The organism is Actinoplanes sp. NPDC049802, from assembly GCF_040656595.1.
Classification (GTDB): domain Bacteria; phylum Actinomycetota; class Actinomycetes; order Mycobacteriales; family Micromonosporaceae; genus Actinoplanes.
In genome coordinates this window covers 73,463-91,284 of record NZ_JBFAMR010000034.1, presented here as the reverse complement: position 1 = coordinate 91,284, position 17,822 = coordinate 73,463, and the positions used below count along the sequence as shown (strand labels likewise).

The window sequence follows — 17,822 nt, the reverse complement described above, 5'->3', positions numbered from 1 at the left end:
CGGAGGGCCGGTGTGCAGGGCGATGTGTGCTCGGAGAACGTGACACCCGTAGTGGGTGTGACGACACCCGTTGCGGGTGTCACGTCTGCGGAACACAGATAGCCGTGATCCGTGTCCCGTCTCCCCGGACGGGATTTCGTTCCTGCGTGCGCTGCCAGCCGGTGAACGTGATGGTGATGGCGTGTGACGGCCGGCCGGTGCCGCACGCTGGAGTCCAGGGGCAGAGTCAGCGGCGATCGCCGAGGAGTCATCGCGGCCGACCGGGTCACATCACCGGTCCTGCCCAGCAACGAGCACACCGTCCACGCAACGCCGTCCACACGCGCAACCACCGCAACGGACCGATCTTCACCGGCCTTGGACCGCCGAGGAGCCATCACGGCCAGCCGGGTCACATCACCGGTCCTGCCCAGCAACGAGCACACCGTCCACGCAACGCCGTCCACACGCGCAACCACCGCAACGGACCGATCTTCACCGGCCTTGGACCGCCGATCGCCGTCGCCGTCGCCGGTCATCGAATCCCTGATCCAGGTCCGGTCTCCGCTACACCGCACCCACGTCGTGAGGCCTGGCAAAGCGGGGCCGGACCGGACATGCCCTGGTAGCGAGCCACTATTGATAAGCCAGCAGGGTCAGGGCTGACCCTGCTGGCTATTTGAGGAAAGCCATCTACCTGTGGAAACGCCACGGCGGACGGGTCTCCACCTCCCTGGAGTCGCCGTCGCAGGCCCTGGAATCCCTGCTCCAGGTCCGATTTCCGCTACCCGACACCCCCGAGGTGGGGCCTAGCGACCAGGGATCGGACCAGATATGCGCCGGTAGAGAAGATTTCTTAAAGAGCCAGCAGGGACAGCCCTGGGAGCCGGCCGAAGACGATCTCTCACCCCGACGGCGCGCTACGGCCGCGACCCGGCAGCCGCGCCGCGAAAAGCCGGACCCAGTGGCCCGTGCGGCGCCAGCCGCCCGGGCCGGATCGTGCGGCGCCAGCCGCCCGATCAGGCTCAGCCCGGCGGGCGCGGCAAAGGCGTGCGTCGGCACCGGGTCGCGGTGCGCTCGGGGGCGGGGTGGTGCGGTTGGGGGCTGTTCAGCTCGTACCGGAGATGGGTTTCAAGCGCACTCGCCTGTTCTGACGCCTCGGGTGCCTGTTCGCCCGGCCTGGGCCACTGAGGCGGCCTCGTCGGCTGTCAGGGCGAAGCCGACGTATTTGTCGTCGGCGGCGGCCGCGAAGATGACGCCGAGGACGTCGCCGTTCGGGGCGATGAGGGGTCCGCCCGAGTTGCCGCTGCGGACCAGCGACTTGATCGTGTAGATCTCCCGGGTCACGTCGCCGGACTCGTAGATGTCGGGGCCGGTGATGCGGCTGACGTCGCGGACACGGGCGGATTGGGCGTTGTACGGCCCGTCCTGGGGGTAGCCGAGCACGATGGCGTTGGCGCCGCTCGCCGCCTCCTTGGAGACGAACGGCATGACCGGCGCCTTGAGCCCGGGCACGTGGAGGACGGCCAGGTCGCGTTTGGGGTCGTAGACGACGACCTTGCCCTCGATCTGGCGGCCACCGCTCTCCACGACCACCTCGCGGGTGCCGGCGACGACGTGCGCGTTCGTCATGACGCGCTCTCTGGCGTAGACGAAGCCGGTGCCCTCGATGCGGCGGGAGCAGCTCGGCGCCGAGCCGAGGATCTTGAGGACGGAGGCCTTGGACTCCTGCACGACCTTGGAGCCGGCCAGCGCCGGGTCGGGTTCGGGGACCTCACGGGCCTGGGTACGGGCGAAGCCGCCGAACACGTCCGGAAAACCGTTGGTGTCGAGGGTGTCGCGGAGCCCGGAGGAGAGCGCCTGCACCTGTTCGGGCATCAGCTCGTTGATGCCGCCGAGGATGGTGCTGCCGCGCACCTCCCGGTTGATCGCCGGGAACGGGGTCGACTGGAACGGCACGGCCACCAGCCAGGCGGCCAGCAGCACGGCGACGATCGAGACGAGCGCGCCGCCGGCGTCGTCGAGGTACTGCATGGGGCGGCTCTGGATGACCTGCCGCAGGTTGGTGCCGAGCCAGCCGGCCAGGGTCTGCCCGAGGACGGCCAGCACCAGGATGACGCCGAGCGCGACGACCAGCCGGACCGTCCCGTTCTCGAACTGGCGGGCGATCAGCGGCCCGAGTTGAAGACCGATCAGGACGCCGCTGAAGAAGCCACCGAGCGACAGCGCGCCGATGGTGAAGCCCTGGCGGTATCCGCTGATCGCGAACAGCACCATGAGCACGATCAGGATGACATCGACCACGGGCACTCACTCAGCGTAGAAGTCAGGGTCCATCTCACGACACCACCTCGTCCGGCGCTCCGCCCCGTGCCGCCGGTACGGGCGCGCTGGCGTCCGGCAGTTCCACGAGACGGCCCGGCTCCCAGGGGATCGCCCAGCCGGCCATCTCCAGCATCGCCGCGATCACCCCCGCCGTGAAACCCCAGACGAGCAGCCCTCGAACCTGGAAGGCGGGTCCGATCCAGCCACTCGGATGACGCACCCGGATACGGTTCGCGGGGTCGGCGAGTTCACTGATCGGCAGCCTGGCGACATGTGCCACCTCGGACGCCTGCAACGGGTGCACCGGATGGGGTTTGCGCCACCAGGCCAGCACGGGGGTGACGACGAAGCCGCTGACCGGGATCCACAGCTCCGGCAGCAGGGCGAGCACCTCGGCGCTGGACGGGTCGAGGCCGACCTCCTCCTGTGCCTCGCGCAGCGCGGTGGCGGGGGCGTGGGCGTCGTCCGGGTCGGTGGCGCCGCCCGGGAAGGCGGGCTGGCCGGCGTGGTTGCGCATGGTCGCGGCCCGTTGCAGGACCAGCAGGTCGGGGTGGCCGTCGTCGTCCTCACCGATGAGCACGAGCACCGCGCTGGCCCGGCCACCGTTTCCGGCCGGCTTCCGCAGGGTGGTGAAGTCTTCGGTACGGCACTCGGCGACCCGGGTCAGGAGTGGCTCGAACCAGCCGGGCAGCCCGTCCGGCCGGCCCAGCACCTCACCGCGGCTCATCGGGTCACCGTAACGCCGGTGTGTTTCTTCATCTGTTCTATCAACTGGTCGACGTCCATGGCGGCGCGGTGCACGTACATCCCCCCGTCGGCATCGATGAAGACGGTGGCGGGCAGGGTCATGAGTCCCAGTTTGTCCAGGAGTGTCTTCTCCGGGTCGTGAAGGGTCGGGAAGCTGACATCGCGGGTGGCGGCGAAGCGGGCGGCGGCGTCCCGGTCGCCGTCGACGTCCACGCCGACGACGGTGAACCGCCCCTGGGCGCGGTCGGCGAGCCCTTGGATGACCGGCAGCTCCTCGCGGCACGGGAGACACCAGGACGCCCACAGGTTGATCACCGCGGGCCCGCGCACGTCACGCAGCCGGACCGGCGCGTCGCCGGTGAAACACGGCAGCGATATGTCGGGGATCTCGGTGGATCCGGCACCTGTGGAGCCGATGGCGTCGCAGACCGCGAACGGGGACGGTATCTCCGGTTCGTCCGGCTCGGCCGCGGTGGCGCAGGCGGACAGCGCCAGGACGGCGGCGATCAGTGGAAGGAGCCGCCTCACGGCTCCTCCGGGGCGAGGACCGCCGCGGCCGGGACCAGGTCGGGGTCGACGCCGGCGGCCGCCGCCAGGTCCCGCGCCCGTGGGCCTTTGAGCAGCTTGGCCGCGGGTGCAGCCTCGGTCGGGCCGGTGCCGTAGGACGGGCACATCGCCGCCAGGGTGCAGGCGCCGCAAGCCGGTGTCCGCGCATGGCACACCCGCCGCCCGTGGAAGATCACCCGGTGCGACAGCATCGTCCAGTCGCGTTTCTCGATCAGACCGGCGACCAGGGACTCGATCTTCACCTCGTCCTGCTCGTCGACCCAGCCGAACCGGTTGGTGAGCCGCCGGAAGTGGGTGTCGACGGTGATGCCCGGGACGTCGAACGCGTTGCCCAGGATCACGTTGGCGGTCTTGCGGCCGATGCCGGGAAGTTTCACCAGCTGGTCCAGCTTGCCGGGGATCTGGCCGTCATGGTGCTCCAGCAGCGCCTGCCCGAGCCGGATCAGCGAGTTGGTCTTCGCCCGGAAGAAGCCGGTGGGCCGCAGCAGCGTCTCCATCTCGTCCCGGTCGGCGGCCGCGTAGTCGGCTGCCGACCGATACCGGCGGAACAGCTCCGGAGTGACCTGGTTGACCCGCACGTCGGTGGTCTGCGCGGACAGGATGGTGGCGACGGCCAGTTCGAGCGGGTTGGTGAAATCCAGCTCGCAGTGCGCGTCGGGATGGGTGTCGGCGAGGACCCGCGCCATCTTCCGCGCCCGGCGTTTACGGCCGAGTGGTGTCTCCCCCGCGAAGCGCGATAGCACGGCTGTCGCTGCGCGGGGTCGGGTCACCGGTAAAGAGTACGTCGGTCATGCCGGTGGCTTGATGGTCCCGTCCTCGGCCAGGACGGCGGCGTTGTCGCCGAAGTCGGCCTCGGACAGCTCGGCCACCATCTTGCGGCTGCGGTCGTCGCCCTTGTTGCGCGACGGCACACCGGCGTCGTTGAGGTAGGTGGAGACGAACTTGCCGCCCGCGTACGCCCCGTCCTTGGTGAGCGAGACGTGCAGCACGCCGGAGTACTTGAGGATGCCGTCGCGGGACAGGGTGCGCCCGCCGCCGGCGAAGTTGCCCAGGCTGTACGCGATGAGCTTGCCCTTGTAGAACTCCATGCCGCGCAGCACGTGCGGCCCGTGCCCGACGACCAGGTCGGCCCCGGCGTCGATCACCGTGCGGCTGAACTTGACCGGGTTGCCGCGGTTCTCGCCGAAGTAGATCTCGTTGCCCGGTTTCACGTGCGCCTTGTCGGAGCCCTCGGCGCCCATGTGCACCTGCACCACGACCAGATCGGCCTGCGACTCGGCCTCGGCGACGACGTCGCGGGCGGCGGCCAGGTCGTTCACGTTGTTGGCCCCCGCGTACGGCGAGAAGCCCACCACCGCGACCTTGATCCCCTTGACCGTGACGACGGTGATCTGGTCCTCGGCCCCGGTGTGCTCGAGCCCGGCGCCCTCGAGCGCCTCCACGGTGTTGCGGTAGCCCTGGACGCCGTAGTCCTTGGAGTGGTTGTTGGCCGTGTTGAGCAGCTGGAACCCGGCCTCCTTCAGGTGCTCGGCGTAGGCCGGCGGGGACCGGAAGGCGAAGCAGTTGGGCCGTTTCGGGGTGCCGCACTTGGAGGTGCCGGTGTCGCCGGTGAGCGGCTGCTCCAGGTTGCCCATCACGAAGTCGGACTTGAGCGCGGTGGTGACCGCGTCGAAGAAGCCCTCGCCGTCGTTGGCCGGCAGCTTGTTCGGAGCGTCACCCATGATGATGTCGCCGGTGGCCGAGAGGGAGATCGATTCGACCTCGGCCGACTCCTCGACCGGCGGTTTGGCCGAGGCGGCGGAGCCGGAGTTCGGCGCGGTCCAGACCGGAGACTCATCACCATCCTGGCCACAACCACCCAAAGCGCCACCGATCAGGGCAGCCAGGGCAATCGTCGCAAGTCGGGCGCGGCGCTTGTCACGGGGGGACCAGGGGTGCAGATTCATCGACGCGCACGATACCGTCAACCGGCAAGCGGGATCGACCGACGAATGGCCTGTCCTGATATGCCTGGACCGCCGAATTGTCATGAGCCGTCCTGGCATTTCTGGTTACCGTCCAGTATTTGGATCAAGGGGTGGCCGCCCGTTTCCCGCCCGCGTGCGCCTAGACTGATCGAGCGCAGACGTTGCGCGTTTTCGAAAGGTGCGGCGATGGATGAGGTACTGGCCCGGAGCGGAATCTTTCAGGGTGTAGACCCGGAAGCCGCTGACGCGCTCGCCAAGGAGATGGACACGATCGAAGTCCGCAAGGGCGACGTGGTCTTCAACGAGGGCGAAGCCGGCGACAGCCTGTATATCGTTCTGTCCGGAAAGATCAAGCTCGGTCGCCGGGCGGCGGACGGACGGCAGAATCTCGTCTCCATCATGGGCCCGTCCGACATGCTCGGTGAGCTGTCGCTCTTCGACCCCGGTCCGCGGACGGCGACGGCGACCGCGGTCACCGACAGCCGCCTGGCGCGGCTGAAGAAGTCGTCGCTGCGCCCGTGGCTCAACAACCGGCCGGAGATCGCCGAGCAGCTCCTTCGCGTGCTGGCCCGGCGGCTGCGGCGCACCAACGACGCGCTCGCCGACCTGATCTTCACCGACGTGCCCGGCCGGGTGGCGAAGAACCTGCTCCAGATGGCCGGCCGCTTCGGCACCCGGGACGGCGGCGTCCTGCGGGTGACCCACGACCTCACCCAGGAGGAGCTGGCCCAGCTGGTCGGCGCCTCCCGTGAGACGGTCAACAAGGCGCTCGCCGACTTCGCCTCGCGTGCCTGGCTCCGGCTGGACGGCAAGTCCGTGATCATCCTGGACCCGGAGCGCCTGGCCCGCCGCGCCCGCGTCTGACGCCATTGTTCGTCGAGGGGCTGTCCCGCCGGACAGCCCCTCGACCGTGCCCGCCGCACCTCTCCGTGTCGCATCCGCACGGCCACTCGTTACGGAGGTGGCCGAGAGGGCAACGGCGGAGACACGGAAGGGCGCGGCTTTGAGGGCAGGCAGGGGCGTGGCGGCATGACCGTGCTCGACACCACGCTGGATCCGCGTGATCCCGCCTACCTGCAGGGGCGCGGCACCACCCTGGAACGCCTGGCCGAGCTGGAGAAGGCGCTCGACGAGGCCCGTGCCGGCGGCGGCGAGAAGAACGTCACCCGGCACCACGCCCGCGGGAAACTGCTGCCCCGCGAGCGCATCGAGATGCTGCTCGACCAGGACAGCCCGTTCCTCGAACTGTGCCCGGTCGCGGCCTGGGGCTCCGAATACCCGGTCGGCGGCAGCGTGGTCACCGGGATCGGCGTCGTCGAGGGCGTCGAGTGTGCTGTGGTGGCGAACGATCCGACGGTGGCCGAGGGTGCGGTCAACCCGTACACCGCCGACAAGATCCGCCGGGCCACCACGATCGCCACGGCCAACCGCCTCCCGCTGATCAACCTGGTCGAGTCGACCGGCGGGACCGGCGCCGGCGGCGGGCTGTTCCCACCGGAACGGGTGCCGTCGATCTGCGTGGTCTTCGGGACCACCACCGGGGACGCCGCCTACCTGCCGGCCCTCTCCGACTACACGATCACGGTCCGCGGTCCGGTCAACGGCGGCGCCAACGGGCACACCCCGGTGATTCCCGCCGACCCCGCCGACCAGACCGCCGTCGACGAACGGGACGGGCTGCGGCTGGCCCGCCAGTGCGTACGGCGGCTCAACTGGCGCAAGCAGGGGCCGGCGCCGCGTACCCGCCGACCGGCCCCGCCCCGGCACCGCGACGAGGACCTGCTCACCCTGGCCGCCGTCGAACCGGCCGGGTTCGAGCCGCGCGAGGTGTTCGCGCGGATCCTCGACGACAGCGACTTCGACGAGTTCAAACCCGGACACGGCGCCGCGATCGTGGCCGGCTGGGGCGAACTGCACGGCTACCCGCTCGGAATGCTCGCCACCCCGAACCGGTCCTGCTCGGCCACCGAGGCGCAGAAGGCGGTGCACTTCCTGCACCTGGCGAACGCCACCGCCACCCCGATGCTGTTCCTGGGCCATCCCGGGACACCGGCCGGCGACCAGGAGAGCCGGCACGACGCCCCGCTGGCACACGCCATCGCCAGGTCCACAGTGCCGCATCTGGTCCTCACCGTCGGCGGGATCGGCCCCGAGCGCACCGACGAACCCCGCTTCCGATTCAGCTGGCCCACGGCCGGCACCACCCCTATCGACGACGGCGTCATCGATCCGCGCGACACCCGTACGGTCCTCGGGCTCTGCCTCTCCGTGGTGCACAGCGCGGCCGTCGAGGGCGCCGGACACGTCGGCGTATTCCGATCTTGAAAGGTAGACCAGTGATCCGACGACTTCTGGTGGCCGACCGCGGTGAGGTCGCCCGCCGGGTGTTCGCCACCTGCCGGCTGGTCGGCATCGAGACGGTCGCCGTCTACTCCGACGCGGACGCCGACGCGCCGCACGTCACCGAGGCCGACTACGCGGTCCATCTGCCGGGCAGCACGCCGTCCACGACGTACCTGGAGACCCGCGCCCTGCTCGCGGCTGCTCAGCGGGCCGGGGCCAACGCCGTGCACCCCGGCATCGGGATACTGGCCGAGGATCCGGAGTTCGCCCAGGCCGTCGTGGACGCCGGGATGATCTGGGTGGGACCGCCACCGGCCACACTCCGCACCCTGGCCGCCAAGATCGAGACGAAGAACCTGGTCGCCGAGGCGCAGGTGCCGGTTCTGCCGACCTACACCGACCCGGAGACCGTGCCCGGCTTTCCCGTGCTGATCAAACCGGCCACCGGCACCGGCGGCCACGGCATGCGGGTGGTCCGGGACGCCACTGCCCTCGCCGAGGCGGTCGCCTCCACCCGGCGCGAGGTCGGCGGGGACGTGTTCTGCGAGCCGTACGTCAGCAACGTCCGCCACATCGAGGTTCCCATCCTGGCCGACGCCCAGGGCGCCGTGGTCCCGTTCGGGGAACGCGAATGCTCGGTGCAGCGCCGCTATCAGAAGATCGTCGAGGAGACCCCGTCCCCGGCCGTCGACGTCGGGCTGCGCGAGGACCTGTGCCGGGCCGCGATCGTCGCGGTCCGCGCGCTCGGCTTCGTGGGCGCCGGGGCGGTCGAGTTCCTGCTCGACTCCGAAGGGGACTTCTGGTTCCTGGAGCTGACCCCCACGCTCCAGGCCGACCACGCGGTCACCGAATGCGTCTCCGGCTACGACCTGGTCCGCCTCCAGCTGCTGGTGGCGGAGGGCGGCAACGTGCCGATGCCCGGGCCGCCGGCGATCCGCGGTCACGCCATCGAGGTGCGGATCTGCGCCGAGGATCCGGCGTACGCCTGGCTGCCCGCCTCCGGCACCCTGCACCGGTTCGCCGTACCCGACGTGGCCGGCCAGTTCCGGCCGCTGCCGCAACCCGGCCTGCGGCTCGACGCCGGAGTCACCGACGGCTCGGTGATCGGCATGCATCACGACCCGATGCTGGCCAAACTCATCGCCTGGGCGCCCAGCCGTCAGGAGGCCGCCCGGATGCTCGCCTCCGCCCTGGCCCGGGCCCACCTGCACGGCGTCGTCTCCAATCGGGACCTGCTGGTCCGGGTGCTGCGGCACCACGCCTTCCGTGCCGGCGAGGTGGACACCGGCTTCCTGGACCGGCACCCCGAGGTGTTCGCCCCGCTGCTCTCCTCGGTCGACGCGGTCCGGCTCTCCTGCCTGGCCGCCGCACTGGCCGGCGCCGCCGCCCGGCGCGCCGCGGCCCCCGTCCTCGGCTCCCTGCCGTCCGGCTGGCGCAACGTCCCCTCCGGCTCACAGACCGCCGTCTACGACGGTCCCACCGGCCCCGTCGAGGTCGGCTACCGGATGGACCGCAAAGGCGGCCTGGCCGGCTGGTGGGTCCGCGCCGTCGACCCCGAGGAACTCGACCTCGCGGGTCTGGGTCAGGCCCCCGTCGCCGCCGAACACCCGGCCATCGTGGTCGTCCAGGCCGGCAGCGACCGCGTCGTCCTCAACGTGCAGGGCATCCGGTTCGCGGTCCACGTACACCGGGTCGGTGACATCTCCTACGTCGACAGCCCCGAAGGCTCGGTCGCCCTTCGCGAGATCTCCCGCTTCCCGCTGCCCACCACGGAAGCCGCCGAGAGTTCGCTGATCGCCCCGCTCCCCGGCGCCGTCCGCCGCGTCCTGGTGGTCCCCGGCCAGCGCGTCCGCGCCGGGGAGCTCCTGCTCACCCTGGAGGCGATGAAACTCGAACACCCGGTCCACGCCCCGGCCGCCGGCGTGGTCGCCTCCCTCCCCGTCCAGCCCGGGGCCGAAGTGGACACCGGCGAGCTCCTGGCGGTCCTGGACCCCGAATAACCCCATTTCCGGTACGCGGTGGGCCGTCCTATCGAATCCGGGCCGTTCCGCCGAGCCACGCGATCTCGCTGCCGGGTCGAGGCCGCAGCCTGATCGGGCGGCTGGCGCCGCACGATCCGACCCGGGCGGCTGGCGCCGCACGGGTCACCGGGTCCGGCTTCTCGCGACGCGGCTGCCGGGTTGCGGCCGTTGCGCGCCGTCGGGTGAGAGATCGTCTTCGGCTGATTGTCGAGGCTGACCCTGACGCCGATCGTTCTCCGCGCCGTCCCGCGGCTGGTCGGTGCCGGCCGGCGCGCATGTTGGGCTCGTGACGGCCACGAAGCCGGTCCCCGATCGGTGAGTTCGTCGGCCGAGTCGTATGCGCCTGGGAAACCCGACACCCGCACCGGGTGTCGCATTCTCACCGCACACGTGGCTGCGGACGCCGGCCCCGGGACCTCCGGGCGACACCGCATCAACCGACGTCCACGACAACCGACCCGCCTCCCCCGAGCCCGACCGGCCCGGTCCGCGCAACGCCCGCGGGTTCGGCGGGCACGTCATCCGCGGCGGCACCGGACCGGCTGACCCACGAATAGGCCAGCCGGGTCAGGGCTGTCTCAACTGCGCTGAGACAGCCCTGACGACCAGCTGAACACGATCGGCCGATGTCCGGACAGTCGCGGTGCCTGGCAGGCGAACACGCCGGGAGGGTGAGTGGGCAGCTCGGCCCGGCGGGCGCGGCACAGGCGCGACCACGCGGACGGCCGCGCTGTCGACCAGGGTTCGGTCCTGTATGCCGGGACGGGGAACCCCGTACCGAAGATCGGGTTTCAGTTGCCGAGGAACCACTTGCTGAAGAATCCCTTGCGGCCTGGATTGTTATGGACCGTGGGGGTTTCGTCGAGTGTGGGGGTGCTCGGCGGGATGGGGCGCGGGCGCGGCGGCGGCACGTGGTTGGTCGAGGCCGAGCGGTAGACGGCCGGTGGCGGCTGCGGGACGCTCGGGTCGAGGTGCAGGTTGTTGAGGAGGTCGCGGAGCTGTTCGGCGGTGGGGCGGGCGGACGGGTCGTTGTCCATGCCGAAGCGGAGCACGTTGGTGAGGGCCGTCGGAACGCCGGGCAGTTCGGGGATGGGCTGGTGGAACAGGTCCATCAGGGTGAGGATGCTGGGGCTGCGGTTGGAGTCCCAGCGGGGTGGCCGGCCGCTCATCACCGCGTAGAGGGTGGCGCAGAGGGCGTAGACGTCGGCGGCCCCGGACGGACTGTCGTGGCGGAACATCTCCGGCGGCGCGTAGGCGGGGGTGAGGACCTCGAGGGTGACCGAGGAGTCGCGCATCTCACCGAGGACGGCCAGGCCGAAGTCGGCGAGGACGGCCGCGTTGAACTCGGAGTAGAGGATGTTGGCCGGTTTGACGTCGCGGTGCAGGACGCCGTTGGCGTGTGAGTGCACCAGCGCGTCCGCGATCTTGATGCCGACGTCGCGGGCCTCGGCGGCGTTGAGCGGGGAGACGCGCATGCGGTCGAGGTAGGAGCCGTCGCAAAGCTCCATGATCAGGTACGGGTGCTGGTCGACCGTGACTCCGACGTCGAAGAGGTCGACGACGTGCGGGTGGGACGACATGCGGCCGGCAGCGCGCGCTTCGCGCAGGAATCGGGCCTGGTCACGGGCACTGTCGAGGGTTCGGTTCTCCACCTTGATGGCGACTTCACGCCCGACGGAGTCCTGAGTGGCCCGGTACACGGTGGCATAACCCCCGCGAGCCATGACCGACAAACCGGACATGCCAGGCACGTACGGCACGGGTAGGGCGCCAGGCGGAGTCTCCGTCACGGAATAGAAAATACGCCAGCCGCCACGGAGATCATCCGGGCACGTCAGACGCGTAGGCGACAGTTTCCTCGACGACGGTCGAAGCGAGTGTTTCGCGTAGTTCCTCCGCGGCTGCCCGCTCGCTCGTCTGCTCGGTCGAGTAGGCCAGCCGGACCGCCTCGTCCGCGGCCGCCCGCGCCTCCTCACAGCGGTCCGCGGCGGCCAGCACCCGGGCCCGGACCATCGACGCGACCACGCCACTGCGGACGTCCTCGGCCGGTGCGACGGCGGCCCGCTCGACCCAGGTCAGCGCGGCGTCGACCCGGCCGTCGGCGAGAAGCGCGGAAGCGTACGACGCCAGCGCCTGCCGCCGCGAGAAGAGCAACGACGGCGTGGAGGTGTCACTGGCGATCGGCGCGAGCAGCCCGATCGCGGTCGCCGCGTCCCCGGCCCGGAGCCGCGCCTCGGCCAGCAGCACCCGCGGCCCGACCTGCGACGGAGCGAGCGGGTTGTGCGGCTCGACGGAGGTCATCACCCGGCGCGCGTCGGCCTCGGCGGTCGCCAGGTCGCCGCGTTGCAGGGCGACGAACCCGCGCAGCGTCCCGGCCATGCCGAGCAGCAGCGGATGCCCCGTCCGGTCGGCGTAGCCGAGGGCGTCGGTGAGCAGGTCGCCGGCGTGCTCCGGCTCGTTCAGCCCGCGGGCGACGGCGCCCCGCACCACGAGAGCCAGCCCGCAGCCCCAGTCGTCGGAGACCTCCAGGAACTCCCGGTACGCCCGGCGGGCCTGCCCGTCGGCGGCTCCGAGATCGCCGAGTTCCGCCGCGGCGAACGCCTCGACGACCCGCAGCGTGCCGACCGCCCAGCCCTCGCCGACGCGGTCGCCGAACGGCAGGAACAGCCGGGCCAGCCGCCGTGCCTCCTGCAAACGGCCGGCCAGCAGCCGGGCGAACGCCGTGGTGCCGCGCAGCCAGGCCCGCCCGACCGGGTCGCCGAGCTCGGCGAACAGCCGCGCGGCCCGGCCCAGCACCGCGTCGGTGCCGGCGAAGTCGCCGCGGGTGGTGGTCACCCAGGCCAGGCTCTGCAACGCCCACGCCTGGCCGTGCCGGTCCCCGGCCGCGAGCGTCACCTGGTACGCCGCCGCGAACCGGCTGCTCGCCTGACTGAGCCGGCCGTTCAGGAAGTCGGCCATGCCGAGCCGGCGCATCGCGTTGGCCCGCTCCGGCAGCAGCTGCGCCTCGGTGGCCACGTCGAGGGCCTCCTGCCAGGCGGCGACGGCCCGGCCGGTGTCGCCGAGAGCCTCGTACGCCCGGCCGACCACGATCATCGCCTCGGCCCGGCAGACCGGCTCGTCGGCGGCGCTCACCGCGATCTTCTCGCCGTGCGCGAGCGCCTCCTCGGGCCGGTTGAGTCGCAGCAGCGCCCGTGCCTGCACCAGCTGGTCGGGCAGCGGCAGGTCACCGTCGGCCAGGGCGGCGGCACGTTCGCCGTACTCCAGGGCGGCGGCCGGCTCGATGTCGGCCAGCGCCCGCCGGGCCATCCGGCCGAGCGCCGCGACGCCGAGCGGGGCCACCGCGCGGGCCGCCGCGTCGGGGCGCAGCCGGACCGCGTCGGCCAGCTCGACCGCGTGCTCGACGTGGAGGGCGATGAAGGCGTCGCGTTCGCCGTCGGTCAGGTTGAGCCGGACGGCGCCGTCGTGGCCGGGCCGGTCCACATCCTCCGGGGCCGCCCAGGCCGCCAGGTACGCGTGCCGCTCAGCCAGGTCCGCCTTGCCGATCCCGGCGTAGGCGGCCTCCCGCATGAGCGGGGTGGTGAACTGGTAGCCGCCCCGCGACCGGTGCAGCATGCGGCGTTGCAGCAGCTCGTCGACGGCCCGCTCGAGTTCGGCGACGGCCACCGGGCCGGGCGGCCGGTCACCGGTGATGGCCCGCCGCTCCTGGAGCGCCTCCAGGACCCCGCTCGGCACGGTCGTCCCGGCGACCGAGGCGTCCCGCAGCACCAGCCGCGGTTCGGCGGCGAGCGCGTCGATGCGAGCGGCCAGGACGGCGGCCAGGTCGCGGGAGAGCAGCCGGCTGCCGAGCGAGCCGGCGGCGAGCTCCCACCGGCCGGCCGCGTTGGCGCCGACCGCCGGGGTGAGCGAACCCCGCTCCATCAGCAGGGTGACCATCTCGGCCAGGTAGAACGGGTTGCCCTGGGCGGTGGCGAGCAGCCGGTCGGTGTCCGCCGGGGACAGCTTGCCGCCACCGAGGTAGGAGGTGAGCAGCCGGGACGCGTCCGCGCCGCGCAGCGGGGGCAGGGCGTGCACCTCGGCGTCGGCGAGGCGGGTCATCGCGCCGGCGGTGCGGACCAGCTCGGGGCGGCCGAGCAGCAGCGCCACCACCGGGCCCTCCAGCCGGTTCAGCGTGAGGCCGATCGCGTCGAGCGTGGTGGCGGTGGCGTCGTGCAGGTCGTCGACGATCAGCACCAGCGGCTCCTCGGCGGCGAGCGCGTTGAGCAGGTCGGCGACCGCCGCCGAGACGGCCTCGGCGTCGATCCGCCGGGTGGACGGCCGGTCGGCGGGCGCGGTCGGCCCGACCGGGCGGTCCGGGACCTCGCCGTAGCCGAGCAGCACCAGCAGCCGGTCCGAGTCGAGGGTGACGTTGAGCCGGCCGGCGAGTTTGCGGAGGCGTTCCTCCACGACCGTGCGGGCGACCGTGGTGGCCACGTCCTTGGGCAGGCCGGCCGCCTTGCGCACCAGGTCGGCGAGCGGGGCGTACCGGCGGCGCTCACCGAACGCCCGGCAGCGGACCCGCAGCACCCGGGCGGCGTGCCCCGGGTATCCGGAGGCCAGCCGCTTGACCTCGCCGGCGAAACGGGACTTGCCGATGCCCGCTTCGGCGGTCATCACCAGGATCCGGGGGGTGCTGGTGTCGATGGCCTCGCCCAGCCGCCCGGAGACCCGGCCCAGCTCGGCTTCCCGGCCCACGAACGGCGCCTCGTCACCCAGGCCGGAGCGGGTGCCGGGGGCGTCGTGCAGTCCGAGCAGCTCGTACGTCGGGACCGGCTCCCGTTTGCCCTTGAGCTTGAGGGGCCGCAACTGCCGCCAGGAGGCGACATGCCGGGTGCCGCCGCTGGTCCGCTCCCCGGCGTAGACCCCGCCGATGGTCGCGGCGTCGGCGAGCCGGGCCGCGGTGTTCACCGTGTCGCCGATGACGGTGTACTCGATGCCGGCCTGCATGCCGGCGACCACCTCACCGGTGTTGAGCCCGACCCGCAGGCCCAGCGGGGCGCCGCCGCCGCGCTCGTCGTCGAGCACCCGGCGGACCGCCCGCTGCATGCTGAGCGCCGCCCGGACGGCCCGCTCGGCGTCGTCCTCATGGGCCACCGGGGCGCCGAAGACCGCCATGATCCCGTCGCCGGTGAGTTTGTCGACGTGGCCGCCGAAGGTCTTCACGGCGCCGGCCAGCGCGGCCAGCACCCGGTCGGTGACCGCGCCGACCCGTTCCGGGTCGAGGTCCTCGGAGAACGACGTGAAGTCGGAGAGGTCACCGAAGAGCACGGTGACGATGCGCCGCTCGGCCGCCGGAGGCTGCGCGGCGACCGGGAGCGCGGCGCCGCAGTGGTGGCAGAAACGGGCGCCGGGGACGGGGACGGTCCCGCACACCGGGCACGTCACGGCGTCACCCGTTTCCGGCGCAGATAGTCGATCTGCGCGGCCGCCGACCACTCGGCCGCGAACCGGACGGCCGGATCGATGTGCGGGTAGACCATGTCGACCACGGCGGCGGGTGTCTCGGCGCCGGCGGCCAGGGCGGCCGTCACCTGCGCCAGCCGCTCTCTGCGATGGTCCAGATAGAAACGGGCGCACTCGGCCGTGTCGGCCCGGGCCGGGCCGTGGCCGGGCAACATCAAGACCTCGGGGTACGCGCTGAGCAGCTCCAGACTGTCCAGGTACTCCCCCAGGTCACCGTCGGGGTGGGCCACCACGGTGGTGCCCCGCCCGAGAATGGTGTCGCCGGTGAACATCGCGCGATCGCCCTCGCACTCGATGAGAAAGGACACCGAATCGCTCGTGTGCCCTGGAGTGTCGACGACGCGTATTTCCAGTCCGTTCCCGCCGAGGGACTCGCTCGGGTCCAACGGCTCACCGTTGTGGCAGTGCGCCGGGTCGACGGCCAGGATCGCGGTGCCGCCGAGCATCCCGGACAACCGGTCGGCACCCTCGACATGGTCGCGATGACCGTGCGTGATCAGAACGAACTGGAACGGCCCGTGGTCGGCGATCCGCCGCAGATGGCCGTCGTCGAGCGGACCGGGGTCGATCACGGTCGCGAACTCGGCGCCGGGCGCACGCAATATCCACGTGTTGGTGCCGTCCAGCGTCATCGGCCCCGGGTTGGGCGCCCGCAGCAACGTCACCCAACCCGGTAGCCGGTCGACCTCGGCCGACTCGGGCGCAGCACCCCCCATGACCCGAATCGTACGTCGGACCCCGGGCGATGACCGAGACACGATGTCCGATCCGGTCACGATCGGTGAGCAAATCTGGCCGAATCACCGCAAGATCAGGCCACTTCGGCGATGACCTCGACCTCGACAGGCGCACCCAGCGGCAGCTCGGCCACCCCGACGGCGGCGCGGGCGTGCCGGCCCTGCTCGCCGAGAACCGCGGCGAAGAGGTCGGACGCACCGTTGACGACGGCGGGCTGGGCGGTGAACCCGGGCGCCGAGGCGACGAACCCGCCCACCTTGACGATCTTGACGATCCGGCCGAGGCCGACCAGCGCGTCGATGGCGGCGAGGGCGTTGAGGGCACACAGCCGGGCCAGCGCGGTGGCCTCCTCGACGGTGACCTCGGCGCCGACCTTGCCGACCTGGGGCAGCTCGCCGTTCACGAACGGCAGCTGACCGGAGACGTAGACGTGGATGCCGGACTGCACGGCCGGCACGTACGACGCCACCGGCGCGGCCACCGACGGCAGGGTCAGACCGAGTTCGGCGAGCCGGGCGTACGCGTCGACCGCGCCCTCGCCCGCCACCGGCGCCGGGGACGTCACTTGGGCCGCTTCAGGTAGGCGACCAGCTGCTCCGGGTTGGGCCCCGGGACGACCTGGACGAGCTCCCAGCCGTCCTCGCCCCAGTTGTCGAGGATCTGCTTGGTCGCGTGGACCAGCAGGGGCACGGTCACGTACTCCCACTTCTGCATGGCTTTCGCTCTCCCTTACGTCGGATACGCGCACAGCTTAGGACGCGGGGGACCAGCCGGTTGGCTAGGCTGAGCGGGATCGTGTCACAGATAGAACACACGCCATCACGGAGTGCGATGAGCGGAGGATGACATGGCGTACGACCCCCGGCACCGGCCGGACGGGCACCCGGAGCCGCCGCCGACACCCGAGCCGGAACCACCGATGCCGATCCCGCCGGAGGACCCGATCCCGGCGCCGGAGCCACCGCACACGGCCGGTCACGACACCGCCGAGCATCCGGCAGTGCCGGTGTGGCATCAGCCGCCGCCGGCCGGGCCGTGGCACGCCCGGCACGAGAAGCCCGGCGAGTGGCGGTACTCTCCGCCGGCGCATCTGGCGTACGAGCACTCGCCCCCCGCCGAGATCCAGCCCCAGCCCGAGCCGATCTGGATGGGCGCGGCGACCGGCTTTCCGGCGCCGGGGGCCGACCCGCGGCGGCGTGCGACGGTCTTCCTCTCGATGGCGTTCGTGGCCACCCTGGCGCTCTGCGGCGGCGGCGCCGTCTCGGCGTACTACCTGCTCCGGGACGCCGACAACCCCGGCTCGCCGGATCCCACCACCGCGGTCAACCGGTTCCTGACCGCGGTCTACACCCAGCAGGACGCGACCGCCGCGCGGGACCTGGTCTGCCGCAAGTCGCGGGACGAGGCGAAGCTCACCACCCGGGTGGAGCAGATCAGCTCGTACGCGGACGGCTACCCGGGCCCGGTGTTCCGCTGGGACGAGCCGGCCGTGTCGGACCGGGACGACGAGCGGGCACGGGTGGACGTGCAGGTCGTGATGTCGACCGAGGACGAGAGGACCGCCGCCCAGGATCTGCGGTTCACGGTGATCCGCAAGACCGGCTGGCTGGTGTGCGAGGTGTCCGGCTGACAGGTG

14 protein-coding genes are annotated in these 17,822 nt (G+C 71.9%); 4 read left to right on the top strand and 10 right to left on the bottom strand.

Annotation, left to right across the window (positions count from 1 at the left end):
* Positions 1–1,110: 1,110 nt before the first annotated feature.
* Genes AB0I88_RS23730 through AB0I88_RS23710 form a run of 5 tightly spaced genes read right to left on the bottom strand, consistent with a single transcriptional unit; the run spans position 1,111 to position 5,564 of the window.
* Positions 1,111–2,289, bottom strand: a complete 1,179-nt coding sequence (locus AB0I88_RS23730) for a MarP family serine protease (protein WP_361028344.1) — start codon at positions 2,287–2,289, stop codon at positions 1,111–1,113.
* A gap of 28 nt (positions 2,290–2,317) precedes the next feature.
* Positions 2,318–3,031 (bottom strand): CoA pyrophosphatase, encoded by a 714-nt coding sequence (locus AB0I88_RS23725; RefSeq protein WP_361028341.1) that lies wholly within the window; start codon positions 3,029–3,031, stop codon positions 2,318–2,320.
* Positions 3,028–3,579, bottom strand: a complete 552-nt coding sequence (locus AB0I88_RS23720; protein WP_361028338.1) for a TlpA disulfide reductase family protein — start codon at positions 3,577–3,579, stop codon at positions 3,028–3,030. The genes AB0I88_RS23725 and AB0I88_RS23720 overlap by 4 nt, the downstream gene beginning before the upstream one ends.
* Positions 3,576–4,361 (bottom strand): endonuclease III, encoded by a 786-nt coding sequence (nth, locus tag AB0I88_RS23715; RefSeq protein ID WP_361028335.1) that lies wholly within the window; start codon positions 4,359–4,361, stop codon positions 3,576–3,578. The genes AB0I88_RS23720 and nth overlap by 4 nt, the downstream gene beginning before the upstream one ends.
* Before the next feature lie 45 nt (positions 4,362–4,406).
* Entirely contained in the window at positions 4,407–5,564 is a 1,158-nt protein-coding gene (locus AB0I88_RS23710; protein WP_361028332.1) for a CapA family protein, read from the bottom strand.
* A 207-nt stretch (positions 5,565–5,771) separates the two neighbouring features.
* On the opposite strand from AB0I88_RS23710, the gene AB0I88_RS23705 reads away from it, so the two are divergent.
* The 3 genes from AB0I88_RS23705 (at position 5,772) to AB0I88_RS23695 (ending at position 9,928) form a co-directional block, all read left to right on the top strand.
* On the top strand, positions 5,772–6,449 hold the full coding sequence (locus AB0I88_RS23705; RefSeq protein ID WP_361028329.1) for a Crp/Fnr family transcriptional regulator: 678 nt from the start codon (positions 5,772–5,774) through the stop codon (positions 6,447–6,449).
* 165 nt (positions 6,450–6,614) lie between these two features.
* Positions 6,615–7,910, top strand: a complete 1,296-nt coding sequence (locus tag AB0I88_RS23700; RefSeq protein ID WP_361028325.1) for a carboxyl transferase domain-containing protein — start codon at positions 6,615–6,617, stop codon at positions 7,908–7,910.
* A gap of 11 nt (positions 7,911–7,921) precedes the next feature.
* Entirely contained in the window at positions 7,922–9,928 is a 2,007-nt protein-coding gene (locus tag AB0I88_RS23695) for a biotin carboxylase N-terminal domain-containing protein (protein WP_361028322.1), read from the top strand.
* 812 nt (positions 9,929–10,740) lie between these two features.
* Here the strand turns inward: AB0I88_RS23695 and AB0I88_RS23690 are convergent.
* The 5 genes from AB0I88_RS23690 to AB0I88_RS23670 form a co-directional block, all read right to left on the bottom strand.
* Positions 10,741–11,739: a serine/threonine-protein kinase gene (locus AB0I88_RS23690; RefSeq protein ID WP_361028318.1), complete on the bottom strand. Its 999-nt coding sequence runs from the start codon at positions 11,737–11,739 to the stop codon at positions 10,741–10,743.
* Positions 11,740–11,770: 31 nt separating this feature from the next.
* Positions 11,771–15,370: an adenylate/guanylate cyclase domain-containing protein gene (locus tag AB0I88_RS23685; RefSeq protein WP_361028315.1), complete on the bottom strand. Its 3,600-nt coding sequence runs from the start codon at positions 15,368–15,370 to the stop codon at positions 11,771–11,773.
* Positions 15,367–16,164, bottom strand: a complete 798-nt coding sequence (locus tag AB0I88_RS23680) for an MBL fold metallo-hydrolase (protein ID WP_361028312.1) — start codon at positions 16,162–16,164, stop codon at positions 15,367–15,369. Before AB0I88_RS23680 ends, AB0I88_RS23685 begins: the two co-directional genes overlap by 4 nt.
* Positions 16,165–16,259: 95 nt before the next feature.
* The gene (locus AB0I88_RS23675; RefSeq protein ID WP_361028309.1) at positions 16,260–16,751 is read right to left on the bottom strand and encodes a RidA family protein; all 492 of its coding nucleotides are present in this window, start codon (positions 16,749–16,751) and stop codon (positions 16,260–16,262) included.
* Complete coding sequence (locus AB0I88_RS23670) at positions 16,748–16,900, bottom strand: DUF4177 domain-containing protein (RefSeq protein WP_361028306.1); 153 nt, start codon at positions 16,898–16,900, stop codon at positions 16,748–16,750. The genes AB0I88_RS23675 and AB0I88_RS23670 overlap by 4 nt, the downstream gene beginning before the upstream one ends.
* A 133-nt stretch (positions 16,901–17,033) precedes the next feature.
* Between AB0I88_RS23670 and AB0I88_RS23665 the strand changes: the two genes are divergently transcribed.
* On the top strand, positions 17,034–17,816 hold the full coding sequence (locus AB0I88_RS23665) for a hypothetical protein (RefSeq protein WP_361028303.1): 783 nt from the start codon (positions 17,034–17,036) through the stop codon (positions 17,814–17,816).
* Positions 17,817–17,822: the final 6 nt, after the last annotated feature.